At 62.0% G+C, this 22,273-nt stretch carries 23 protein-coding genes, 1 tRNA gene and 2 pseudogenes; 7 read left to right on the top strand and 19 right to left on the bottom strand.

Going from position 1 to position 22,273, the window contains the following annotated elements; genetic code table 11:
- Window positions 1-40 precede the first annotated feature (40 nt).
- From NKJ35_RS12395 to NKJ35_RS30890, 4 genes and pseudogenes are all read right to left on the bottom strand, one after another.
- Complete coding sequence (locus NKJ35_RS12395) at window positions 41-1,210, bottom strand: porin (RefSeq protein WP_352647422.1); 1,170 nt, start codon at window positions 1,208-1,210, stop codon at window positions 41-43.
- Window positions 1,211-1,570: 360 nt separating this feature from the next.
- A complete protein-coding gene (locus NKJ35_RS12390; protein WP_352647323.1) occupies window positions 1,571-1,807 on the bottom strand; it encodes an antitoxin Xre/MbcA/ParS-like domain-containing protein in 237 nt (78 codons plus the stop codon).
- Window positions 1,808-2,002: pseudogene (locus NKJ35_RS30895) on the bottom strand (antitoxin Xre/MbcA/ParS-like domain-containing protein); the annotation flags it as partial.
- A gap of 49 nt (window positions 2,003-2,051) precedes the next feature.
- Window positions 2,052-2,273 (bottom strand): annotated as a pseudogene (locus NKJ35_RS30890) (antitoxin Xre/MbcA/ParS-like domain-containing protein); the annotation flags it as partial.
- A 347-nt stretch (window positions 2,274-2,620) separates the two neighbouring features.
- Here NKJ35_RS30890 and NKJ35_RS12380 point away from each other — a divergent pair.
- Together NKJ35_RS12380 and NKJ35_RS12375 are read left to right on the top strand one after the other, a co-directional pair.
- Window positions 2,621-3,424, top strand: a complete 804-nt coding sequence (locus NKJ35_RS12380; RefSeq protein ID WP_352647319.1) for a CPBP family intramembrane glutamic endopeptidase — start codon at window positions 2,621-2,623, stop codon at window positions 3,422-3,424.
- A gap of 106 nt (window positions 3,425-3,530) precedes the next feature.
- A complete protein-coding gene (locus tag NKJ35_RS12375) occupies window positions 3,531-5,036 on the top strand; it encodes a winged helix-turn-helix domain-containing tetratricopeptide repeat protein (protein ID WP_352647317.1) in 1,506 nt (501 codons plus the stop codon).
- Window positions 5,037-5,082: 46 nt separating this feature from the next.
- Here NKJ35_RS12375 and era read toward each other — a convergent pair whose 3' ends face one another.
- The 9 genes from era to rpoZ form a co-directional block, all read right to left on the bottom strand.
- Window positions 5,083-6,009: a GTPase Era gene (era, locus tag NKJ35_RS12370; protein ID WP_352647315.1), complete on the bottom strand. Its 927-nt coding sequence runs from the start codon at window positions 6,007-6,009 to the stop codon at window positions 5,083-5,085.
- Entirely contained in the window at window positions 6,006-6,731 is a 726-nt protein-coding gene (gene rnc, locus NKJ35_RS12365) for a ribonuclease III (RefSeq protein WP_352647313.1), read from the bottom strand. Before rnc ends, era begins: the two co-directional genes overlap by 4 nt.
- Window positions 6,732-6,735: 4 nt before the next feature.
- Window positions 6,736-7,485, bottom strand: coding sequence for a signal peptidase I (gene lepB, locus NKJ35_RS12360; protein ID WP_352508500.1), 750 nt, complete (start codon window positions 7,483-7,485; stop codon window positions 6,736-6,738).
- Window positions 7,486-7,562: 77 nt separating this feature from the next.
- A complete protein-coding gene (acpS, locus tag NKJ35_RS12355) occupies window positions 7,563-7,976 on the bottom strand; it encodes a holo-ACP synthase (RefSeq protein ID WP_352647311.1) in 414 nt (137 codons plus the stop codon).
- Window positions 7,973-8,554, bottom strand: a complete 582-nt coding sequence (locus tag NKJ35_RS12350; protein WP_254820192.1) for a DUF2062 domain-containing protein — start codon at window positions 8,552-8,554, stop codon at window positions 7,973-7,975. The genes acpS and NKJ35_RS12350 overlap by 4 nt, the downstream gene beginning before the upstream one ends.
- 231 nt (window positions 8,555-8,785) lie before the next feature.
- Window positions 8,786-9,166 (bottom strand): VOC family protein, encoded by a 381-nt coding sequence (locus NKJ35_RS12345; RefSeq protein WP_352480324.1) that lies wholly within the window; start codon window positions 9,164-9,166, stop codon window positions 8,786-8,788.
- A 95-nt stretch (window positions 9,167-9,261) separates the two neighbouring features.
- Window positions 9,262-9,840 carry an orotate phosphoribosyltransferase gene (pyrE, locus tag NKJ35_RS12340; RefSeq protein ID WP_352647308.1) on the bottom strand — a complete coding sequence of 193 codons (579 nt, stop codon included), beginning with the start codon at window positions 9,838-9,840 and terminating at the stop codon, window positions 9,262-9,264.
- 86 nt (window positions 9,841-9,926) lie between these two features.
- Window positions 9,927-12,155, bottom strand: a complete 2,229-nt coding sequence (locus NKJ35_RS12335) for a RelA/SpoT family protein (protein ID WP_352647306.1) — start codon at window positions 12,153-12,155, stop codon at window positions 9,927-9,929.
- A gap of 111 nt (window positions 12,156-12,266) precedes the next feature.
- Window positions 12,267-12,668, bottom strand: a complete 402-nt coding sequence (gene rpoZ / locus NKJ35_RS12330) for a DNA-directed RNA polymerase subunit omega (RefSeq protein ID WP_023677773.1) — start codon at window positions 12,666-12,668, stop codon at window positions 12,267-12,269.
- 290 nt (window positions 12,669-12,958) lie between these two features.
- Between rpoZ and NKJ35_RS12325 the strand changes: the two genes are divergently transcribed.
- Window positions 12,959-13,540: a LabA-like NYN domain-containing protein gene (locus NKJ35_RS12325; RefSeq protein WP_352647304.1), complete on the top strand. Its 582-nt coding sequence runs from the start codon at window positions 12,959-12,961 to the stop codon at window positions 13,538-13,540.
- Window positions 13,537-14,214, top strand: coding sequence for a uracil-DNA glycosylase (locus NKJ35_RS12320; protein WP_352647302.1), 678 nt, complete (start codon window positions 13,537-13,539; stop codon window positions 14,212-14,214). Before NKJ35_RS12325 ends, NKJ35_RS12320 begins: the two co-directional genes overlap by 4 nt.
- 30 nt (window positions 14,215-14,244) lie before the next feature.
- Here NKJ35_RS12320 and NKJ35_RS12315 read toward each other — a convergent pair whose 3' ends face one another.
- The 4 genes from NKJ35_RS12315 to dapA form a co-directional block, all read right to left on the bottom strand.
- Window positions 14,245-14,376, bottom strand: coding sequence for a hypothetical protein (locus NKJ35_RS12315; RefSeq protein WP_352508496.1), 132 nt, complete (start codon window positions 14,374-14,376; stop codon window positions 14,245-14,247).
- Between the two features lie 498 nt (window positions 14,377-14,874).
- Complete coding sequence (locus tag NKJ35_RS12310; protein ID WP_352647300.1) at window positions 14,875-15,603, bottom strand: glycoside hydrolase family 25 protein; 729 nt, start codon at window positions 15,601-15,603, stop codon at window positions 14,875-14,877.
- Between the two features lie 102 nt (window positions 15,604-15,705).
- On the bottom strand, window positions 15,706-16,185 hold the full coding sequence (gene smpB, locus NKJ35_RS12305; protein WP_352647297.1) for an SsrA-binding protein SmpB: 480 nt from the start codon (window positions 16,183-16,185) through the stop codon (window positions 15,706-15,708).
- Window positions 16,186-16,210: 25 nt separating this feature from the next.
- Complete coding sequence (gene dapA / locus NKJ35_RS12300; RefSeq protein ID WP_352647295.1) at window positions 16,211-17,092, bottom strand: 4-hydroxy-tetrahydrodipicolinate synthase; 882 nt, start codon at window positions 17,090-17,092, stop codon at window positions 16,211-16,213.
- A 227-nt stretch (window positions 17,093-17,319) separates the two neighbouring features.
- Here dapA and NKJ35_RS12295 point away from each other — a divergent pair, with 227 nt between their 5' ends.
- A complete protein-coding gene (locus NKJ35_RS12295) occupies window positions 17,320-19,359 on the top strand; it encodes a lytic transglycosylase domain-containing protein (protein WP_352647420.1) in 2,040 nt (679 codons plus the stop codon).
- Window positions 19,360-19,582: 223 nt separating this feature from the next.
- Entirely contained in the window at window positions 19,583-20,473 is an 891-nt protein-coding gene (locus tag NKJ35_RS12290; RefSeq protein ID WP_352647293.1) for an alpha/beta fold hydrolase, read from the top strand.
- 51 nt (window positions 20,474-20,524) lie between these two features.
- Here NKJ35_RS12290 and NKJ35_RS12285 read toward each other — a convergent pair.
- Together NKJ35_RS12285 and NKJ35_RS12280 are read right to left on the bottom strand one after the other, a co-directional pair.
- Window positions 20,525-20,615: transfer RNA gene (locus NKJ35_RS12285), tRNA-Ser, on the bottom strand.
- Complete coding sequence (locus NKJ35_RS12280) at window positions 20,577-20,858, bottom strand: hypothetical protein (RefSeq protein ID WP_352647291.1); 282 nt, start codon at window positions 20,856-20,858, stop codon at window positions 20,577-20,579. The genes NKJ35_RS12285 and NKJ35_RS12280 overlap by 39 nt, the downstream gene beginning before the upstream one ends.
- Before the next feature lie 206 nt (window positions 20,859-21,064).
- On the opposite strand from NKJ35_RS12280, the gene NKJ35_RS12275 reads away from it, so the two are divergent.
- A complete protein-coding gene (locus NKJ35_RS12275) occupies window positions 21,065-22,270 on the top strand; it encodes a porin (RefSeq protein WP_352647289.1) in 1,206 nt (401 codons plus the stop codon).
- The last annotated feature ends 3 nt before the right edge of the window (window positions 22,271-22,273 follow it).

Raw genomic sequence — 22,273 nt, 5'->3', positions numbered from 1 at the left:
AGCATTTGCACCGCGGGCCGCCTGTCAAATCTTCAGCTGATCAGAACGAGCGCTGGAAGCGGAGAATGCCGCCGACGCTGCTCTTCTTGTTGGCCTTGGTCCAGTTGTTGAAGTCTGCGTCTTCGAACTTTCCAGCATTGAGGTAATCGACTTCAGCCGTGACCGTTAAGCCGGGCACAACGGTATAAGCAACGTTAGCGGCGATGCCGAGGTTCTTCCAGTCGTCGTAAGAGACCTGGGCGTTGAACGAAGTCTTTTCGTTGAACTTGTAGGTGCCGCCGCCCCAGACTGCCCAATTGCCGCCCCACTGCTTGTAGAAGCCACGACCGCTCGCATCAATGGCGTTGCCTGCATTGTCGTTGAGGTTGTCGTCCGTGCCGTAACCACCCATGATGAACAGCGACAGTTCGTCGGTGGCCTTTACGTCCAAACGAACTTTGCCGGCCACTTCCTCGTAATTGCTGTCATAAGCGACGACGCCGGTGATCGCACCCCAGTCGCCCTTGTACTTCAAGCCGCCGACGACATGCGGAATATAGCTGTCGATGGTGCCGACGCTGCCGGCGCCTTCTTCGAGCGAGACCAACCCCGAGAAGCCGTTGCCCGCGTCGAAGTAATACTGAACGACGTTGCTCTCCTGGCCGCCATACGGAATCAGCGTATCCTGGATGACGGCGCCGGCATAACCGATGAACGTATCGAAAGCCGTATCGTCCTTGCCGACACGCAGGCCGCCGAGCTGAATCCAGGCGTAACGCAGCGAAAGAGACTTGTTGCGGCCCTGCCAGTCGTTGGCATTGGAGGCTTTTTGATTAAGGTAGTCGCCGCTGCTGTTGCCGAAGTTGAAGCGGGTCTCGGTGTAGGTCTTAAGCGTACCGAGCTCAGTCTCCTGACCGGTCCAGGTCTTCAGCGTAAAGCGGGCGTTCTTGTAGTAGGTCGAATGAGTGTCGTCGCCTTGATGGTCAGGGACATGGTTGACGCCATCGAGCGAGCCGGCATCGCCGACGCCGATATCATAGCGGACATAGCCGCCGATGCGCAGGCAGGTCTCGGTGCCCGGGATATAGAAGTAGCCGGCGCCGTAGACGTCGCAAATTTTGACGTATTCTGCCGGTTCCGGCTCGGCGACGACAACGGCGTCGGCGGCGCGCGCACCGGAGACCGCGACGAATGCCGCGGCTGAGCCGAGAAGAAGGCTCTTGATATTCATTTTCTGACCTCTCCAGTCAAAGTTAAAATGGCTTGGATTCATGGTTGAACGGCTGAACGCCTCACCCACGTCGAAAAAGGCGCGCACCGCACCCCCTCTTCAGGCGGCGAACATACTCATCTTCATTCCAGTCTCAATGACGATTCCAAAAATAATCGATGTTTGCACAACAGAATAAATCAATGTTGCACAAATATCACTTCATATTTTCTTCACATTTCCCTCAGCACAAACGAGACATTTGTCACAATTATACGAAAATATACTTATGCCGTTAGCCGGCAAATCGATCGAAAATCCGACAGACATTCCTTTTACGTGTTCTTTTTTGGAATAGACTTCTAATGTTTGGCAGCTAGATCAAGCCAACTTCGCCATCGCTGCGTTCTGTGCGGCAAGAACGACTTCCGACACCAGATCCTGTTTGAGCAGTTCAATGGGAATACGTCCGGCGAGGCCGGGCGCGGGGCCGATCAGCCACGCCCAGGCACGCCGCGGATCGGGCATCGCGGACAACACTTCCTTGATACCCGGAGCCGGCCTGCCGTCGACGAACTGCGCCAGCGGAAACACATGTTTGCGGCCACCGGTGCGCAACGCAACAACCGTGCCGCTCCGCTGCCAGCGATGCAGGGTCGAGCGCGATATGTCGAGATTTTGCTGCAGGAACGTCGACCCGGCGACCCGACCCGGCCCAGTCCTCGACCCGCATCGCGTCGAGGTCGCCGCTTCCAGGCGGCTGGACGTCCGTCCTTTGGCCTCCGTGCGCGCTCGACAGACGCGTCCGGGCACTGCGTTCCGCAGCTTCGGCAGCCAATATCCGCACGAACTGCGACGCGATGGCGGGCAATGTCTCCTGCATGGTGTCGATCGCCCTGATGTCGTTCGGCGCAAGCAGGGCGACGGCGGCGGCAACGGCGGCGGCGACCTTACCTGCTGCTACGATCGCATCGCTGTTCGCGACCTTGCCTTGCCGCGCCAGCACGCGCTCGATCTCAACGGCGACGGCATTTGCAAACTCGGTCTGACGGATGGGGTCGATGCGATTCCAAGTCCCGGTCATGTCCTGATCTGGCTGTTTGCCTGCCGGTCCCGGTTTGCTCGGAAGCGGGTCTTCGCACAGCCTATAGGCAGGGTGTATGACGGAGAGACGACGAACGGGAACGCTGGACGACCGCCGTGTCGGCAGGCGTTCCAACCGGTCTGACTGGCCGGTTCTGCATGAAATATCGGAAATTTCTCAGAACCCGCTCAGGATTTCGGGTAGCGCGGCTGCCAATAAGAAACGGGTCGACCGAGGTGGTCGGCGCATAGCCTCCCGGAATGTTTCGGCCGGCTGTTCAAGATGTAAGTCGACCGATTGGGCAGCCCGGCGACCTCTCATTGTCATCTGCCCGTGAGAGGCCCGACATGACTTCTTTCCTGCGCCTGGTGCGGCAGCATCAGTTGGCTGCCTTCTTTTCGTTGACGCTTGCCCTGACCTGGTTTGCCTTCATCCCATTCTACCTGTCGAATGGCGATAGCATTCCCTGGTTTACCTTCGGCCCGATGGTGTCCGGATTCGTCATCGCCGCTCTTTCCGGAGGCTGGGCTTCGGTCAAGGCCATTCTCGCTTCCATGGTGAAGTGGCGGGTATCTCCGCTATGGTATCTGGTGGCATTCGGCCTGCCATTGAGCACGCAGCTTGCCTCGATCCTGGTCAATCCGCTGTTCGGCTCGGCGACGCCGGCCTGGGGCAACATTCCAGCCGTCACTGAGATACTGCCGATCATCGCGCTCTATGCGGTCTTCAGCGGCCCGCTTGGCGAAGAGCCGGGATGGCGCGGCTTTGCGACACCGCGTCTGTTGGCCAAGCATTCGGCGCTGGCCGGAAGCCTGATCCTCGGCGCGATCTGGGCGATCTGGCATTTTCCGCTCGGCCTGGTCGGCGATCTCAGCCTCTATGGCACGATCAACGTCGTGCTGGCGGCAGTGGTGTTCACCTGGCTCTATCAGAACACCGGCAGTGTGCTTCTCGCCATTCTGATGCATGTCACCCATCAGAACAGCGTGCGCTTCCTGGGCAAGGCGTTCATCGACGCCGACCATGTGCAGCAGCAATGGATCGGTGTTGCGATCTGGGCGGTGGCTGCGATCGCGATCGTTGCCGTCTACGGCACCGAGAGCTTCGTCCGCAGGCCGGCAACGCAGCCCGCCCTTGCTGGCGCCGTCTAATTTGCGGCGTCCAAATCCAAAGCGCCGCTTTCGGCGGCGACAGACCTTGACCTAGCCCTCCAGCCGTAGGCCAATACAGGCACGGCTTCAGGGAGCGGCCGTTTCGATGGCGGGTTCGGCCACTGACCAGGTTTTTCAGTTTGGCGGTTTCACGCTCGATCTGGGCAAAGGTACGCTTGGCCGGGCCGAACAGCCGGCCTTCCTGCGGCCGAAAGCCTACGCATTGCTGACGCATCTCGCCCGCCATATCGGCCGTGTGGTGCCGAAGTCGGAATTGATGGATGCGGTCTGGCCGGGTGTTTTCGTCACCGAGGATTCGCTGACGCAGTCGATTCGCGAGATCCGCAAGGTGCTCGGCGAGGAAACGATACGGACCGTATCGAAGCGCGGCTACATGCTGATCCCTGAGCCGGTGCCCGAACCCGGCGCCCAGCCGATCGTGGCGGTGCTCAGATTCCGCAATGACGGCGCCGATCCGGCCGACGAAGCGATCGTCGATGGTATTGCCGAAGACATTATCAATGGCCTCGCCCGCTTCGGCACGTTGACGGTGCTGGCGCGCAACTCGAGCTTCTCGTTTGCCTCCTATTCGCCTGGCGAATGGCCTGTGGTGCGTTCGTGCATCGGCGCCGACTATGTCGTCGAGGGCTCGGTGCGGCGGCAGGCAGACAGCATCGTCTGTGCGGTCAATCTCGTTGACGCAGCCAGCGCTTCCCAGCTCTGGGGCGATCGCTACCAGGCCGATTACGCCGGGCTGTCCGCGATCCAGCAGGAGATCGTCGAAAAGATCGTCGGCCGGCTGGTGGTTCGGGTGAACAATGCCGGCCTGCAACGTGCCTCGCGGCAGCCGGTAGCCAGCCTCGCCGCCCATGAACTGGTGCTGCGCGGCGTCGCCTTGCTGCGCGATCCGGCGCAAAGCGAACTGAAACAAGCAGCAGCGTTTTTCGAGGCTGCTATCGTCAGGGACCCGGCCTATGGCCTCGCCTACACCTATCTGGCGCTGTCGCATGTGCTTAACAGCGAATTCGGACCGAGCAGCGACGCCGTGCTGACGAAGGCCCGCGACCTGGCCGACCGGGGCATCGCATTGTCGCCGGACCAGGCAACGGCACACCGCATCCAGTCGCTGGTGCGGCTCAATATGCGCGACCACGAGGCGGCCGAGCATCATTTGCGCATCGCGCTCGAGCTCAATCCGGGCGACGCAGACTGTATCGAGCAGATGGGGCATCTGTTGACGATGCGCGGCCGGCCGCTCGACGCGCTCGCCTGGCTGGCGCGCGCCATCCGCATCAACCCGCTGCATCCTCACTGGTATCAGTACGATCGCGCGCTCGCGCTATACATGCTGGGCGAATACCGCACGGCTGCCGAGGTGCTGGAGTTGGCGACGCGACCGACGCCGTGGATCCGCACCCGGCTTGCCGCCTGTTACGCTCAGTTCGGCGACATGCAAGCGGCAAGGCGCCAGGCTGCGCTGATCAACGCCGACGGCTCCGATTTCTCACCGCTCGACTATGCAAGAACGGGCATCCCGTTCGAAAACGCGTCCGACGCCGAGCATCTTGCCAACGGTGTGTCGTTGGCACTTGGGGACCGCTCAGAATCCTGAGACGACCAACAGACAGCTCGACCGATCGGCCAAATCTTTGGATAGCTCAGTGCGGAAATTCGAGCCCCATCTCGCGGTAGCGCTCGGGATCGTCGCCCCAGTTCTCGCGCACCTTGACGAACAGGAAGAGGTGCACCTTCTGCTCGAGGATGCCTGCGATCTCCATACGCGCGGCCTGGCCGATGGCGCGGATCGTCTCGCCCTTATGGCCGAGCACGATCTTCTTCTGGCTGTCGCGCTCGACATAGATTGTCTGGTCGATGCGCACCGACCCGTCCTTCTTCTCTTCCCATTTCTCTGTCTCGATGTGGGAGGAATAAGGCAGTTCCTGATGCAGCCTGAGATAGAGCTTTTCGCGGGTGATCTCGGCTGCGAGCTGGCGCATCGGAAGGTCGGAGATCTGGTCTTCAGGGTAGTACCAGGGTCCGGCCGGCAGGGTCTCGGCGAGATAGTCGAGCAGGTCCTTGCAGCCGGACCCCGTCAGCGCCGAAACCATGAAGGTGCGCTTGAACGGCACCCTTTCGTTGGCTGCCGCCGACAATGCAAGCAACGTCTCGTGCTTGACCCGATCGACCTTGTTGAGGATCAACACCATCGGCTGCCGGACATCCTTCAGCCGCTCGAGGATGGCATCTGCATCGCCCCGGATGCCGCGCTCGGCATCGATCAAGAGCAGCACGATATCGGCGTCCTTGGCACCGCCCCAGGCTGTGGTCACCATCGCGGTGTCCAGCCGGCGCTTCGGCTTGAATATGCCCGGCGTGTCGACGAAGACGATTTGCGCGTTGTTGTGGGTGGCAATGCCGCGCACGATGGCGCGCGTGGTCTGCACCTTGTGTGTCACGATCGACACCTTGGCGCCGACCAATTGGTTGACCAGCGTCGATTTCCCCGCATTGGGCGCGCCAATCAGCGCGACGAAGCCGGAGCGGGTAGCGGGCGCTTCTGTTGTGGGAGCTTCGGTGGCGGTCATGCGGCACTCCCTTGATCGGGCCAGACGCCTTCCCGCTGCAGAAGTGCCGTGGCTGCAGCCTGCTCCGCCTCGCGCTTGGAGCGCCCGCTGCCGGTCGCCGGCGGATAGGCGCCGACCTTGACACTGACGGTGAACAGCGGATCGTGGTCCGGCCCCTCGCGGCTGTCGATTATGTAAACCGGCACTGCGCCTGCCGCCTGATGCGCCCATTCCTGGAGTTCGGTTTTCGCATCGCGACGGGCGGCGTCAATAGCTTGCGAGCGCGGCTGCCAGTATCTGTGGATGAACGCGCGGGCCGCTTCCAACCCGCCGTCGAGATAGAGCACGGCAATCAGGGATTCCAATGCATCGGCGCGCAGATTGACGCGCTTGCGCCCATCGAGGCCGCGTACGTCCGAACCGGCGCGAATGAGTTCCGGCAGGCCGATCTCATCGGCGATTTCCGCCAGGGCCTCGGCGTTGACCAGGGCGTTCAGTCTGAGCGACAGCTCACCCTCGGCAGCGTCGGGAAATGCCGCCAGCAGCATATCGGCAACGACAAGGCCGAGAACGCGGTCGCCCAGGAATTCGAAACGTTCGTAGTCGACGCCGGCATGACTGCCGCGAGCGCTGGCATGGGTCAGCGCCCGCTGCAGGCGCTGGTGGTCGCCAAAACTGTGGCCGGTGCGCTCCTTGAGCGCCTCGGCGAGCGCATCGGCGGTCAGCCGTTTCGTCGCCGCCATGGTCCTAATTGACGAAATGGAACAGGCGCGAGGCGCGCATCTGCGACGGCCATTTCCAGATTTCGAGCGGGCTGGCGCTGCCGCCGATCGAGAAGAAAATGAGGTTGGCGCGGCCGACCAAATTCTCGTCCGGCACGAAGCCGACGGTGAAGCGGCTGTCCGACGAGTTGTCGCGATTGTCGCCCATCATGAAATAGTGACCGGGCGGCACCTTGAACTCTTTGGTATTGTCGCCGATCGAAGCCTGCGTCAGGTCGAGCGTGTCGTAGCTGACGCCGTTCGGCAGCGTCTCGCGATAGACATCGACCGGCCCGTTCTCCTCGGTGATGTCGCGGTTGTCGATCTGCCCGACTTTGACGCGCGGCACGCCCACGTCGTTGATGAAGAGCTGGCCATCCTTGACCTGGATCTTGTCGCCCGGCAGGCCGACGACGCGCTTGATATAATCGACGGAAGGATCCGGCGGAAACTTGAACACCACCACGTCGCCGCGCTTCGGCTCGGAGCCCCAGATGCGGCCCGAAAAGATGTTCGGCCCGAACGGCAGCGAATAGCGGGAAAAGCCGTAGGACCACTTGGTGACGAAGAGATAGTCGCCTTCGAGCAAAGTCGGCCGCATCGACCCGGACGGGATCGAGAACGGCTGGAACAGGAGCGTGCGGATGACCAGCGCAAGCAGCAGGGCCTGGACGATGACGCTGACGGTTTCGCCAAGTCCACCGGATTTCTTCTGGGTTTTTTCAGCCACGCTCATGTCGTCCTCGATTGTGCGTTGGATGGTATAGAGTCTCGGCGCGCGCTGGGCAACGTCATGCCGGTGGTCAGATGCAATCAATGTGGCGCTTCTTCGACCGGCAACGCTTCAATGATCACAAAGGCTTGAGCGAGCGGAAAATCATCGGTTATGGTGAGGTGGATCACGGCTCGGTGCCTTTCAGGCAGGATTTCGTCCAGCCGCGCTGCCGCCCCGTTGGTGAGCGCCATGGTCGGCTTGCCGCTGGCCAGGTTGACGACCCCCATGTCACGCCAGAACACACCCTGCGCAAGACCGGTGCCCAACGCCTTGGCGCAGGCCTCCTTGGCGGCGAAACGCTTGGCGTAGGAGGCCACACGCGCCGCGCGGTTTTCGGAGCGCGCCTGTTCGATCTCGGTGTAGATGCGTTGGATGAAGCGCTGACCGTGACGTTCCAACGACTTCTCGATGCGTCTGATGTCGATGAGATCGCTGCCGATACCGATAATCATTCGGCGGGAACTTCCGGCCCGGTTTTTCCAGCCTTTGCCGCTCTTTCGGCCAGACGCTTGCGGCGCTGCTCCTGGAAAGTGACCATGCCCCAGCGGGTGATGCCGTAAAACAGCAGCCCGAAAACCAGGCCGAGCGGTATTGCGCCAACCGTCATCGGCTTCAGTACCGGTCCCCACAATTGCGCGAAGGAAAGATTGTGCAGCATGTCGCCGAGATGGGCAGGCGGTCCGTGTGCCGGCAGGTGTTCATGCAGGATCAGCTTGCCGACCTCCCAGGAGGCGGCCCATAGCAGCGGAAAGGTAAGGGGGTTGCCGAAGACCGTGCCGAGTGCTGCGGCAACCAGATTGCCGGCGATCAGCCAGCACAGGATGGCGGCAATGATGAAGTGGAAGCCAAGCGGGAAAAACGACGCGAATACGCCCGCCGCAACACCGGCGGCCACGGCATGCGGCGTGGCTCTAAGCCGCAGGATGCGCTTGGAAAAATACCGCAGCGAGCGCGAGAACGAGCGGCGCGGCCACAAATAAGTACGCACCCGCTCTAAGAAACCATCAGGCTTGCGCCGTCGAAAAAGCACGCTGTTCCTGTTCCTAGTTCCGTCAATAACTTCACGCCGGCTTCTCCAGCCGGGCGCGACAGCCCCATGCTGCGCTCTACGGTCGCCGAAAAGCAACTACGACTTTGATATAGCGATGCGCTGGCCGAAGAACAACGAGGCCGAGGGCATCCGCTCGGTGGCCGGTCGCGCCAGCCTTGGGTATCGCCGTTCTGAACAGGGCATGATCGCGGCGAATTTAAGGAGCGCCACTTAGGGTCGATATTCGCTGACCTCGACGAGGTTGCCGTCCGGGTCACGAAAATAGACCGACATCATCGCGCCACGAGCGCCGGCACGCTCGACCGGGCCGACCTCTATCACCACGCCATTGGCGGCGAGGTTGGCACATATCTCGGCGAGCGGCCGGGCGGCAATCAAGCAGAAATCCCCGGAGCCCGGCGTCGGCGCCTTGGCCTTCGGCTCGAAGGTGTGCCCGACCTCATGCACATTGATCTTTTGCGTTCCAAACAGCAGCGCCGTCGGCCGGTCCGGCTCGTCGAGGCGCTTGAAGCCAAGCACGCGCTGATAGAAGGCGCAGGTGTCTTCAACGGAGCGAACCGTCAGCACGAAATGGTCGATACCAGCAATCACGGCAGCGCCTCTTGACTTGTTTTATGCATTTCTTTGTCCCAAAACCGCTGCACATGCTCGGTTCAAGCCCGAGGATAAGCTTTGGGCGACATGCATTAGATATTGCGGCTGCCCGGCTTGATCGCCGGTATGGCGGCGAGTTCGGGCGGCAGCCTGTCGGCCGGATATGCCGGAACCTCGTATTTGGCGAGCGCGATCAGCGGCACGCCGACATCGCTCTTACCGGCCGAGCGGTCAATGATGCACGCAGCGGCAACGACATCGGCACCAAGTGCGCGCAGACAGTCGATGGTCTCGCGGATCGACAGGCCGGTGGTGACGATGTCCTCGACAATGACGACGCGCGATCCCTTGGCGATCTCGAAGCGGCGCAGCCTGAATTCGCCCCCTTCCCGCTCGACCCAGATCGCCGGCACACCAAGATGGCGCGAGGTCTCATAGGCCGGGATCAGCCCGCCGATCGCCGGGCCGACGACGTAGTCGATCCTGCCGGGCACGCCAGCGCGGATCTTTTCGGCGAGCGCCTTGCACAAGCGCTCGGTCTTGTCGGCATGCATGAAAACGCGCGCCTTCTGCAGGAAGACCGGACTGCGCAGGCCGGACGTCAGGATGAAATGCCCTTCGAGAACGGCGCCGGCCTCGCGGAAAATGCCCAGCACTTCGTCGGTGTTCATCGTTCACTCCATGCCCATGGTGAATGTGAATGGTGAATCGTAGTGAGTAGTGAGTGCACTCTCTTTCACTATTCACTATTCACTATTCACCCATTCACGCGTCGCGCGTCGCTGACGCTCGAATTGTCCTTTAGCTGCGACAGCAGCCGGTTCAAGTGTTTGAGGTCCCACACTTCGAGATCGATCAGCATTTCGGTGAAATCGGGCGCGGTGCGCACCATCGACAAAGTGTGGATGTTGGCATCGTTGGATGCGACGACTTGCGCAATGTCGGCTAGCGAACCCGGCGCGTTGATGGCGGTGACCGAGACGCGCGCCGGGAACCGCTCCTTGGTGCGCTCGTCAATATCCCAGCGCACGTCGATCCAGCGCTCGGGCTGGTCGTCAAAGGCCTGCAATGCCGGCGACTGGATCGGATAGATGGTGATACCAGTTCCCGGCTGCACGATGCCGACGATGCGATCGCCTGGCACTGCCCCTTCCGGCGCGAAGCGCACCGGCAAATCGCCGCGCACACCGCGGATCGGCACCGCATCGTCGCGCGGCTGGTTTTTATCCTTGCGCGCGGCGCGGCCCGGAATCTGGAACAGCATGCCGGCGGCATTGCGGATCTTCGACCAGCCCTCCTCGCGCTGCTTGGGCGCGACCAGCGTGACGCGCTCGTCCTTGTAGTCGGGAAACACCGCCTTCATGACATCGGTGGAGGCAACTTCGCCTCGGCCGACCGCGGCCAGCACATCCTCGATGTCCTTGCGCGCGAGGCGGTGCAGCACCGGCTTCAGGCTTTCCTTGGTGAAGGTCTTGCCGGACCGTTCGAAGGCGCGCTCCAGAATGCGGATACCGAGACCTGAATATTGCTTCCGAATAGCGTTCTTGGTGGCGCGGCGGATGGCCGACCGCGCCTTGCCGGTAACCACCACCGATTCCCATGCCGCAGGCGGCACCTGCGCCTTCGAGCGGATGATCTCAACCTCGTCGCCGTTCTTCAGCTCCGTCATCAGCGGCATGATGCGGCCATTGACCTTGGCGCCGACGCAAGTGTCGCCGACATCGGTGTGGACGGCATAGGCAAAGTCGATCGGCGTGGCGCCGCGCGGCAGCGCGATCAGCATGCCCTTCGGCGTAAAGCAGAACACCTGGTCCTGGAACAGTTCCAGCTTGGTGTTTTCGAGGAAGTCCTCGGGGTTGTCGCCTTCGGCAAGCTGCTCGATGGTGCGCCGCAGCCAGGCATAGGCATTGGTTTCCTTCGAGATCGCATGGGCGGCACCATTCATCTTGCCGCCGGTATCCTTATAGATCGAATGAGCGGCGACGCCGTATTCGGCGATCTTGTTCATCTGGTAGGTGCGGATCTGCAATTCGACGCGCTGGCGCGACGGGCCGACGATGGTGGTGTGGATCGAGCGGTAGTCGTTCTGCTTCGGCGTGGAGATGTAGTCCTTGAAGCGGCCGGGCACCATCGACCAGGTGGTGTGGATGGCGCCGAGCGCCCGGTAGCAGTCCTCGACCGTCTCGACGACGACGCGAAAGCCGAAGATGTCGGACAGCTGCTCGAACGACAACGCCTTGGCTTCCATCTTGCGGAACACCGACCACGGCTTCTTCTGCCGGCTCTTGACCTCGGCCTTGATCGAATATTTGTCGAACAGCGTGGAGAGCGCCTTCTCGATTTCGGACAGCACACCCTTGTTGCGCTCGAAGATTTCGGCCAGCCGTGCGGTGACGGCGCGGTAGGCTTCCGGATTGATGAAGCGGAAGGCGATCTCCTCGAGCTCCTCGCGCATGCCTTGCATGCCCATGCGCCCAGCCAGCGGCGCATAGATGTCCATCGTTTCCTCGGCGATGCGCAGGCGCTTGGCTTCCGGCACATGGTCGAGCGTGCGCATGTTGTGCAAGCGGTCGGCGAGCTTGACCAGCAGCACGCGAACGTCTTCCGAGATCGCCAGCAACAGCTTGCGCAGGTTCTCCGCCTGCTCGGCCTTTTTGGAGACGAGGTCGAGCTTCTTCAGCTTGGTCAAGCCTTCGACCAGCTTGCCCATTTCCGGGCCGAACAATTCGTCGATCTCGGCCCTGGTCGCCGTGGTGTCCTCGATCGTGTCATGCAGCAAGGCAACGGCGATCGTCGCCTCGTCCATATGCATTTCGGTGAGGATGGCGGCGACTTCGAGCGGATGCGAGAAATAGGGGTCGCCGGAAGCGCGCTTCTGGTGGCCATGCTTCTGCATGGCGTAGACATAGGCCTTGTTGAGCAGCGCCTCGTTGACGTCAGGCTTGTAGCGCTGGACGCGCTCGACAAGCTCATACTGACGCATCATGGGCGGGATCTCGCAATGCTGAAATGAATCATGCGCCGCACTGGCGTACGGCGCATGTCATAGATAGCCACGAAACCGCCGACGCGAAAGTGTCGGCAGTTGTCGCTAAGATCAATAATCGTCGCTTTTTTCCGGCGGCACCAGACCTTCGATGCCGGCCAACAGGTCTTCTTCGGTCATGCGATCGAAGGTGACGTTGTCCTCGGCGTCGTCGGCATCGGTGGCCGCAACGGCGCTGCCGGTCTGGTCGGCAATCGCCTCGCCATCGGCTTCCGGCTCATCGACCTCGACATGCTTCTGCAGCGAATGGATGAGATCTTCCTTGAGGTCGTCCGGCGACAGCGTCTCTTCGGCGATTTCGCGGAGCGCAACGACCGGGTTCTTGTCGTTGTCGCGCGGTACGGTGATCTGCGCGCCCTGGCTGATCTGACGGGCGCGGTGGCCGGCCAGGAGCACCAGCTCGAAGCGGTTGTCGACTTTGTCGATGCAATCTTCAACGGTTACGCGGGCCATGAGTTGCCCCTTTCATGCCTGGTTTTGATGGAAAACAGGCGCGGTCCATAACCCGAACGCCGCCAAAATACAAGCTTTTATGGCGGTGCGCAGCTCTGACGCGAGCCGCCTGCGACGACACAGCGCCGATCACAATTGCTTGCAGTGCGGCATGGCGCCTTGGATTGCCGTAAAACTGGCGTTATCTCGAATAATGAAGGCCAACAGGTCTATTATCAGACCGGTATCAGACTGGCCGGTAGTCGCGACGCATTTAGACGACCGCTTATTTCGAAAAAGGACATTTTTCCATGTTCGATCCTCGTGAAAAAATCGCTCTCTTTATCGACGGTGCAAATCTCTACGCCACCTCGCGCGCGCTGGGCTTTGACATCGACTACCGCAAACTTTTGTCGAGCTTCCAGAAACGCGGCTATCTGCTGCGCGCCTATTACTACACCGCGCTGGTCGAGGATCAGGAATACTCCTCGATACGTCCGCTGATCGACTGGCTCGATTACAACGGCTTCAAGGTGGTGACCAAGCCGGCCAAGGAATTCACCGACTCGACCGGCCGGCGCAAGATCAAGGGCAATATGGATATCGAGCTGACCGTCGATGCGCTGGAGCTTGCCGACGTCGTCGACCATTATGTCATCTTCTCAGGCGACGGCGATTTCCGTACGCTGGTCCAGGCGCTGCAGCGGCGCGGGCGCAAGGTGTCGATCGTCTCGACGATGGCGTCGCAGCCGCCGATGATCTCCGACGATCTGCGCCGCCAGGCCGACCATTTCATTGACCTGATGACACTCAAGAACGAAGTCGGCCGCGATCCGTCGGAGCGGCCGGTGCGTCGGCCCGAACCGGCCGAAGTCGACGAGGAAGACTATTGACGGTCGTTGCCTTGACCGCGCCCCTGGTCGTCTCGCCCGAACCCGATCGCGATTGCCCGCTCTGCCCGCGGCTGCACGACTTCATCGCCGAGTGGCGGCGGCGCGAGCCGTCCTGGTTCAACGCGCCAGTGCCGACCTTTTTGCCGCCGGAAGGCGAGGATGCGGTGCGCTTGCTGATCGTCGGCCTGGCGCCTGGCCTGCGCGGGGCGAACCGGACGGGGCGCCCCTTCACCGGCGATTTTGCCGGCGACCTGCTCTACAACACGCTGATCGCGCACGGCTTTGCGCGCGGCGAATTCAAAGCGCGACCAGATGACGGGCTGGAGCTTGTCGGTTCGGCGATTACCAATGCGGTGCGCTGCGTGCCGCCGGATAACAAGCCGGTTGGCGCCGAGATAGCGACCTGCCGGACGTTCCTGGTACCGACGATTGCGCGGTTTCCAAATCTGCGCGCTGTGCTGGCGCTGGGCTCGATCGCGCACCAGTCGACCGTGCGGGCGCTCGGCCAACGCGTTGCCGCCTATCCGTTCCGGCATGGTGGGCAGCAGCAGGCCAATGGCATCACGCTGTTTTCCAGCTATCATTGCTCGCGCTACAACACCAATACCGGCGTGTTGACGGAAGCGATGTTCGTCGACGTCTTCAGTCAGATAGAAGCTTTTCTGAAGACATAGAGTCGGACGAGGCCCGCCAGGGCACGAGCCTTAGATTCGGGCGATCGCAAACAACCAGGCCAGGAGATCCAGCAACCACAGAAACAGTGCAAGCTGCAGCGCGACGCGCAGGCGTTGGATGATCCGCCAATTGCTGGCCATGTCGGATTTGATGCGCAGCAAGCGCTCATTGCATCCCGTCCACGGTTGCGGGAGGGTGCTGGTCGACGAAGTCCTGGGGCAGCTTCTTGGGATCGAAACGGAACGTATAGTTATAATACGGCCACAACATAATCGCGACCAGCAGTCCGATCAGAAAAAGCAACGTCAGTGCCAGCCAGTCCCAAGGCCCTACGCCATCCAGGAGCGCCCTGCCTCAAAGGAGAGAACTCGCGAACGCAGTTGCGAAAATCAGATTGCCGGCGCGCGTATTGAGACTTTCAACCACGCCCTGCTGGTGTTGGAGGCCACGCACCGCCTCCGCGTAGACAAATGCCAGGGGGGGTCGCCGCCGTCCGCCGCTGCAGGCGGGGCGTTGCTGTCATTGGTCGATGAAGGGCGCTCCGGCATCAAATGTAGTTAGCACAGCGCCACCTGCGATATGAATAGCCACATTGGCGAAGGCTTCGTCGTTCCCGTCATCGCGCCACCGAGGGTGCTTTCGGGCGGACAGAAATAGTGTCAATCCGACGCCGTCGCTTCAGGCGCTGCGGCAAACATCGCTGCCAGCGTCGCCGGCCCGCCTTGGAGAACATTCAGGTCGACGTCGCCGCTGATCCCGTCGACGCGGCCCCGGTTGTGGTACTGCCAGTAAATCCAGTCGTCATGGCCTGGCCGCAGCGCCAGCGAACGCAGCCAGCGTGGGCGGCCGGCTACCTGCCCGGCATAGGCTTGGGCGGCCTCGTCGGTCACATAGAGGATGGCCGTCTTGCCGAACGCTGCTTCGACCGGGCCGAGGAAGGCTGAGAGTTCGGCGCTCAGCTGTTCGGGAGTTGGGCGCTGCGGGCAATTGCCGCCGAACTCGATGTCTACCACCGGCGGCAGCAAAGGCTGATCGCGCGGCACCACCGAGATGAAGTTGCGTGCCTGATCGGCACCGGGCCTGCAGAAGGTGAAAAAGTGATAGGCGCCGACGGCAAGGCCGGCGGCGCGGGCCGCATGCAAATTGCCCGCGAAGGCATCATCGACATGGTCGCCGCCTTCAGTTGCCTTGATAACGGCGAAGGCGACATCGTCGGCGGCAACACGCCGCCAGTCGATCTGCCGCTGATGGTGGGAAACGTCGATGCCCCTGACCGGATATTTGCCGCGATCCGGAGAAAACGTCTGAAAGTAGGTATAGCCGCCGGCCAGGATGAGGCCCGCCATGAGCAGACCGGCAGCACCCCACAAGACGATCCGGTTTTTCAACAGAGACCTATCCCCATTGGCCCGCCCTGCCCGCCGCCATGCTCCGGGCGTTCGTCGCTCGAAAAGCCAAATCATTGGCTTTTCGTCCGCTTCGGACCGCCCTCACCCTCGCACTTTCAGCAGCCGGCCCTTCTCGCGCGACCAGTCGCGCTGCTTTTCGGTCTCGCGCTTGTCGTGCAGCTTCTTGCCGCGGCCAACGGCGAGCAGCAGCTTGGCACGGCCCTGGTCGTTGAAGTAGATCTTCAGCGGCACCAGCGTCATGCCTTCGCGGTCGACGCTTTGCGCCAGCTTGGCCATCTCGCGCTTGTTGAGCAGGAGTTTGCGGCGGCGGCGTGGCTCGTGGTTAAAGCGGTTGGCCTGCAGGTATTCCGGCAAATAGGAATTGATCAGCCAGATCTCGCCGCCCTCGACCGAGGCGTAGCTGTCCTGGATGTTGGCCTGGCCCTGGCGCAGCGACTTCACCTCGGTGCCGGTCAGCACAAGACCGGCCTCGATCGTGTCGAGCACCTCATAGGAAAACCGCGCCTTGCGGTTTTCCGCAACGGTCTTGTTGTTGGGATCGGCTTTTCTGACTTGATTCATGATGCGGAGAGGTGGCGCCTCATCCCTAGTTTATCAAGCCGGCGTGCTTCATCGCCGCGTCGATCTTCTCGGCGGTCGACGGCTCGACCGTCATTAGCGGCGAGCGCAGCACGTTTTCGACCTTGCCCAGCTTCGACAGCGCATATTTCGCGCCGGAAACGCCGGGCTCCATGAAAATCGCCTTATGCAGCGGCAACAGACGGTCCTGCAGGTCGAGCGCCTTGGCGCTGTCACCGGAAAGCGTTGCCTCCTGGAATTCGGCGCAGAGCCTGGGCGCGACATTTGCTGTCACCGAGATGCAACCGACACCGCCATGCGCGTTGAAGCCGAGTGCCGAGGCGTCTTCGCCGGAGAGCTGGATGAAATCCTTGCCGCAGGTGGCGCGCTGCTCTGAAACCCGCTCGACCTTGCCGGTGGCATCCTTGACGCCGACGATGTTCTTGAAGTCGTGCACCAATTGCCCCATCGTCTCCGGGCTCATGTCGACCACCGAGCGCGGTGGAATGTTGTAGATGATGATCGGCAGGCTGGTCGCCTTGGCGACGGCGGCGAAATGCGCATAGAGGCCGCGCTGCGTCGGCCTGTTGTAATAGGGCGTCACGACAAGGGCCGCGTCGGCGCCCGCCTTCTCGGCAAATTGAACCAGGCCGACCGCCTCTTCGGTGTTGTTGGAGCCGGCGCCTGCGACGACCGGAACCCGGCCCTTGGCGACCTCGATGCAAACCTTGACGACTTGGCGGTGCTCGTCATGCGACAGCGTCGGCGACTCGCCGGTGGTGCCGACCGGGACCACGCCCGTCGTGCCTTCGGCGATCTGCCAGGCTATGAACGCGCGAAAGGCTTTCTCGTCGAAACGGCCGCTCTTTTCGAACGGTGTGACGAGCGCGGTCAGCGAGCCTCTCAGCATGTCGTCCAACTCCTTGGGGCCTTTCGGGTTTTGTCGTGCGCGCCTTCTAGCCGAAAGCGAAGCGGCGCACCATAGTCTCGACATTGTTGCGCGGCAAGCATTGCGCCGGCAATCGCAATTCGAACGACCTCGACAAAGTTTTCTTTACGGGCCCTTCACCACCGACGAATAGGCTTCGGTTCAACTGTGCCTGTTGTAACGTCGAAGAACAGGAAATGACCAGATCCATGCCGGCCAGGCGGCCTCATCTTTTCGCGCTTTTCGGCGCGATCGTCGCGCTGATACCCGGCGCGGCGATCGGCGGCAGCGTCGATGTGCGGGTCACGTCGGGGATCCCGATGACGGCGCCGGACAACGATGCGCTGCAGCAGTCCCCGTTGCCGTCCGCCAGCGTTGCGGTGCTGAAGAGCGGTCTCGACGCGCTGGCGGCAAACGACATTCAGCGCGCGCGCCAGGTGCGCGAGGCGCTGCCGGCCAAATCGCTCGACCGGCACATCCTTGCCTGGGCGATAGCACTCTATGGCGGCGACCAGGTGCCGAGCGGCGACATCGCCGATGCGGCGAAGATGCTGCCGAACTGGCCGGGCACGATCGCCTTGCGCAAGAACAGCGAGCGCGCGCTCTATCGCGAGAACCCCGTGCCACATGTCGTGGTGCGGGCGTTCGACGGGAGCCAGCCGCTGACCTTCGAGGGCGTGGTGATCCTGGCCCGCTCCTATGTAGCGCTGGGCGATACGAAGGCGGCGCGCTCGGTGCTGTCGCCATTCTGGCGCACCGAAAAGCTCGAAGCCAGGGACGAGGCGGCGGTCATCCGCGAGTTCGGCGCGCTGATCCCGGCCGCCGACCATCGCTTCCGCATGGAGCGCATGTTCTATGCCGACCGGGTCGCTTCGGCGCTGCGCGTCGCCGGTCTCGCCGGCGCCCAGCAATTGGCCGACGTCTGGACGGCAGTCACCAAAGGCGACAAGAACGCGGCCAAGCTGCTGAAGGCGGTGCCGACAGCGCAGCGGGCGGCGGGCTATCTCTTTGCCGAAGCCGAATATCTGCGCAAGCAGCAGAAATTTTCAGACGCTGCCGCGCTGGTGCTGAAGGCGCCGGGCGACCGTGACGCGCTGGTCGATCCGGACGCCTGGTGGGTCGAGCGCCGGGTGCTGTCGCGCGCGCTGGTCGACCAGGGCGACATGAAGACCGCCTACAGAATAGTCGCCGCGCACGCCGCCGAAAGTGCCGCCAATGCCGCCGAGGCGGAATTCCATGCCGGCTGGTACGCGCTACGCGGCCTCAACGATCCCGCCACCGCCGCGAAGCATTTTGCGCGAATCGCGGAGCTCGCCCAAGGGCCGATGTCGCTGTCGCGCGCCTATTACTGGCTCGGCCGCGCCGCCGAAGTCGGCGGGCCCGGCAATGCCAAGGATTATTTCAGCCGCGCCGCCAGCTACGGCACGACCTTTTACGGCCAGCTCGCCGGCGAGCGCGTCGGCCGGCAGACCCTCAACATCGTCTACCCCCAGCCAAGTGCCGTCGACCGCCGGAATTTTGCCACCCGCGAGGCGGTCAGCGCCATCAAGCGGCTGCAGGAGGCCGGCTATGACCGCTACGCCGAAACGCTCTACCGCGACCTTGCCGGGCAGCTGAACAGCCCCGGCGAACTGGCGCTGCTTGCGGCGCTGGCGGAAAGACAAGGCAACCATTTCATGGCGCTGAAGGTCGGCAAGATCGCCGGCGCCCGCGGCATCGACGTCGGCGCGCTGTCGCATCCGCTCGGCGTCATTCCCGACACCGCCAACATCACCGGCTCGGGCAAGGCGCTGGCCTATGCGATTGCCCGGCAGGAAAGCGAGTTCAACATCGGCGCTGTCTCCAGCGCCGGCGCGCGCGGACTGCTGCAGCTGATGCCGGGCACGGCCAAGCAATTGGCGAAGAAGGCCGGCATGACATTTTCTCAGGCCCGGCTGACCACCGATGCCGGCTACAATGCAACGCTGGGCGCTGCCTTTCTCGGCGAGCAGCTCGGCCGTTTCGATGGCTCCTACGTGCTGACCTTCGCAGGCTACAATGCCGGCCCCACCCGGGCCACCCAGTGGGTGGCGAAATACGGCGATCCGCGCGGCAAGGACGTCGACGCCATCGTCGACTGGATCGAGCGAATTCCCTATACGGAAACAAGAAGTTACGTCCAGCGCGTGATGGAGAACTACGAGGTCTACAAGATGCGTATCTCCGGCAAGTACGATATTGTCGGAGATCTGGTGAACGGCCGGGGGTGACGACATTCCTTTCCTTCTCCCCTTTGGGAGAAGGTGGATCGGCGCGCAGCGCCGAGACGGTTGAGGGGTGTTGGCCGGAGTGCCGGCGGTGCCAAGCTGGAACACCCCTCATCCGACCGAGCTTCGCTCGGCCACCTTCTCCCACAAACAAGGGGAGAAGGGGAAGCTAGTCTCGTCCCACCTGTAGCTGTCGGAAACGACCCGGACGAGGCAAGGGAATACCATGGCAAGCCAAGGCTTCTCCGACTTCTTCTACGCCGCGCCGGACGGGCTGTCCCTGCACGCCCGTATCTACGGCGAAGCGAATTCCGGCCATTGGCCAGTCGTTTGCCTGCCCGGCCTGACCCGCAATTGCCGTGATTTTCACGAATTGGCGTTTTTTCTGTCGGCACAGGCGAAGCGCAAGGTCGTCACCTTCGACTATCGCGGGCGTGGGCAGTCCGCCTACGATCCCGATATCGGCCACTACAATATCGGCATAGAAGCCGGCGATATTCTCGCTGGGTTGGCAGCACTTGGCATCGAGGAGGCTGATTTCATCGGCACGTCGCGCGGTGGATTGATCATCCATGTGCTCGGGGCGATGCGGCCGGCCGTGCTGAAGGCCATCGTCCTCAACGACATCGGCCCGGTGATCGAGTCGCAAGGTCTCGCCCATATCCGCTCCTACCTCGACCCCGCCCCAAGGCCGAAGACATACGCCGAGGTGGTCCGCGACCTGCGCAGCACCCATGGCGCGGATTTTCCGGCGCTGACCGATGCGGATTGGGAGCGGATGGCGTCAGCCCTCTACCGCGAGACCGAGGAAGGGTTCTTGCCCGATTTCGATCCTAAACTTGTCGAGACGCTAACGGGCCTCGATCCCACCCGGCCGCTGCCCGATCTGTGGCCGCAGTTCGAGGCGCTGGCGGCCATCCCGATGCTCGTCATACGCGGCGCCAATTCGAAGCTGCTGTCCGCCGAAACGCTCGAGCAAATGCGGACGCGCCATACCGATATCGAGACGATCACCGCCGACGGCCAGGGGCATGCACCGTTTCTGGAGTCCGGGATCCTGCCGGGCAGGATCGCTGGTTTTTTCGATCGGGCGGAGCGGGCGGGCGGTTGGAAGTAAGGCTCGAGAACTGAGGAATTTATTGGGCAGTGCTGCACCGACTTTGAGCGGTGGCGGAGAGGATGGGATTCGAACCCACGAGAAGCTTTTGACCTCTACTCCCTTAGCAGGGGAGCGCCTTCGACCACTCGGCCACCTCTCCGTTGCGCCGGTGGATAAAGAAAAGCGCCGCCACAATCAACAAGCTGGTGTCACTATCGTCGAAAAATCGGGCTTCCGCCAAAATGCCACCTGTGGCTTGCGGCGATTCTGCGGCAATTCCCTGGCTGTTGAGTCGGCGCATGGTCACAGTTTGAGCGGGCCATTGCCGGAATTGGCTGGAATGCGGGGTTGCCGGGGCCTGATAGTTAATGGGAGCTTTCGGAGTGAGGCCAAATCGTGTCATTTGTGCAACAACGCTCGGCGATAGCGCCACCACAAACCTTTTGCCGGTACGATCGTGGTTGAACGACGCCGCCTCATGGGTAATGTCGGGTTTGAAGGAGCGGCGCGGTGCGCATCTTTTTCGGTAGTGGGGATGGGGCAGGGAACGCTGTCCTTCAGCAAAGAATACCCAGACCCGTTTTTTAACTTTTGACTGGAGGTCAGAAAATGAACATCAAGAGCCTGCTTCTCGGCTCCGCTGCGGCGCTGATCGCAGTATCCGGTGCGCGCGCCGCCGACGCCGTCGTCGTCGCCGAGCCGGAACCCGCTGAATACGTCAAGATCTGCGACGTCTACGGCGCTGGCTACTTCTACATCCCCGGCACCGAAACCTGCCTGCGCATCGGCGGCTATGTCCGCTACGACATCGGCATCGGCGACGTCGGCTCGTTCGACGGTGCTGAGAATTTCGATCACGAAGATGGCGATATCCAGGACACCTACTCCAAGAACGCCCGCTTCAACCTGAAGACCTGGACCGCTCAGGAAACCGAACTCGGCACCTTGAAGACCTACACCGAGACCCGGTTCAATTTCGGCAACCGGAACCGTCACGTCAGCAGCACAACCGTCGATCCGGACGGCCCCGGTCCGCTGCTGCCGGTCACGACCATCGTCAGAAATGACGCCGAAAACAAGGGCGTTTCGCTGAACTTCGCCTGGATCCAGCTCGGTGGCCTGCGCGTCGGTAAGGACGAATCGGCCTTCAACACGTTCATCGGCTACGCCGGCAACGTCATCCAGGATACGCTGGTTCCTTACGGTGATTTCGACACCAACGTCGTCCAGTACTACTTCGATTTCGGCAACGGCTTCTCGGCCGTGGCTTCGCTCGAGCAGGGCGCGGGCCGCGTTGGGACCATCGACAGCTACGTTCCGCATGTCGTCGGCGGCCTGAAGTGGACGCAGGGCTGGGGCGCGATCACCGGCGTCATCGCCTACGACAGCAACTACGAAGAAGTGGCCGGCAAGGTTCGTTTGGACGTGAATGCAACCGACGCGCTGTCGCTGTTCATCATGGCGGGCTACGGCACTGACGATAACCTCAATGACCCGGGCAACTTTGTCCCAGCCAATGGCCGTGGTTTCTACAAGCAGTGGGGCGGCAACTGGGCAGTTTGGGGTGGCGGCACCTACAAGTTCAACGAGAAGACCTCGTTCAACGTGCAGGCTTCGGCTGACGACGACAAGAACTATGCCGTCGCGGCGAACATCGCCTACGACATCGTTCCTGGCCTGACGATCACCGCCGAAGTCGATTGGGACCACTACGGGCGGTTTAACGATCCGGCCAGCTTCACCAACGTCAACTGGACCAGTGCGGACAAGAAGGACAGCATTGGCGGCCTCCTCCGCTTCCAGCGCTCGTTCTAATAA

It is taken from the genome of Mesorhizobium sp. M0136, assembly GCF_040322515.1.
Lineage (GTDB): Bacteria > Pseudomonadota > Alphaproteobacteria > Rhizobiales > Rhizobiaceae > Mesorhizobium.
The sequence above is the reverse complement of the archived record's forward strand: the minus strand, read 5'-3'. Positions and strand labels throughout refer to the sequence as shown.

Excerpts from the sequence above, each read along its gene's own strand:
- NKJ35_RS12325 (WP_352647304.1), top strand. The coding sequence starts at position 12,959 with ATGTTCGATCCTCGTGAAAAAATCGCTCTCTTTATCGACGGTGCAAAT.
- NKJ35_RS12275 (WP_352647289.1), top strand. The coding sequence starts at position 21,065 with ATGAACATCAAGAGCCTGCTTCTCGGCTCCGCTGCGGCGCTGATCGCA.
- NKJ35_RS12295 (WP_352647420.1), top strand. The coding sequence starts at position 17,320 with ATGCCGGCCAGGCGGCCTCATCTTTTCGCGCTTTTCGGCGCGATCGTC.
- pyrE (WP_352647308.1), bottom strand. The coding sequence starts at position 9,840 with ATGAACACCGACGAAGTGCTGGGCATTTTCCGCGAGGCCGGCGCCGTT.
- NKJ35_RS12335 (WP_352647306.1), bottom strand. The coding sequence starts at position 12,155 with ATGATGCGTCAGTATGAGCTTGTCGAGCGCGTCCAGCGCTACAAGCCT.
- NKJ35_RS12380 (WP_352647319.1), top strand. The coding sequence starts at position 2,621 with ATGACTTCTTTCCTGCGCCTGGTGCGGCAGCATCAGTTGGCTGCCTTC.
- NKJ35_RS12375 (WP_352647317.1), top strand. The coding sequence starts at position 3,531 with ATGGCGGGTTCGGCCACTGACCAGGTTTTTCAGTTTGGCGGTTTCACG.
- rpoZ (WP_023677773.1), bottom strand. The coding sequence starts at position 12,668 with ATGGCCCGCGTAACCGTTGAAGATTGCATCGACAAAGTCGACAACCGC.
- NKJ35_RS12290 (WP_352647293.1), top strand. The coding sequence starts at position 19,583 with ATGGCAAGCCAAGGCTTCTCCGACTTCTTCTACGCCGCGCCGGACGGG.
- NKJ35_RS12395 (WP_352647422.1), bottom strand. The coding sequence starts at position 1,210 with ATGAATATCAAGAGCCTTCTTCTCGGCTCAGCCGCGGCATTCGTCGCG.
- rnc (WP_352647313.1), bottom strand. The coding sequence starts at position 6,731 with ATGGCGGCGACGAAACGGCTGACCGCCGATGCGCTCGCCGAGGCGCTC.
- dapA (WP_352647295.1), bottom strand. The coding sequence starts at position 17,092 with ATGCTGAGAGGCTCGCTGACCGCGCTCGTCACACCGTTCGAAAAGAGC.
- NKJ35_RS12280 (WP_352647291.1), bottom strand. The coding sequence starts at position 20,858 with ATGACACGATTTGGCCTCACTCCGAAAGCTCCCATTAACTATCAGGCC.
- era (WP_352647315.1), bottom strand. The coding sequence starts at position 6,009 with ATGACCGCCACCGAAGCTCCCACAACAGAAGCGCCCGCTACCCGCTCC.
- lepB (WP_352508500.1), bottom strand. The coding sequence starts at position 7,485 with ATGAGCGTGGCTGAAAAAACCCAGAAGAAATCCGGTGGACTTGGCGAA.
- smpB (WP_352647297.1), bottom strand. The coding sequence starts at position 16,185 with ATGAATCAAGTCAGAAAAGCCGATCCCAACAACAAGACCGTTGCGGAA.
- acpS (WP_352647311.1), bottom strand. The coding sequence starts at position 7,976 with ATGATTATCGGTATCGGCAGCGATCTCATCGACATCAGACGCATCGAG.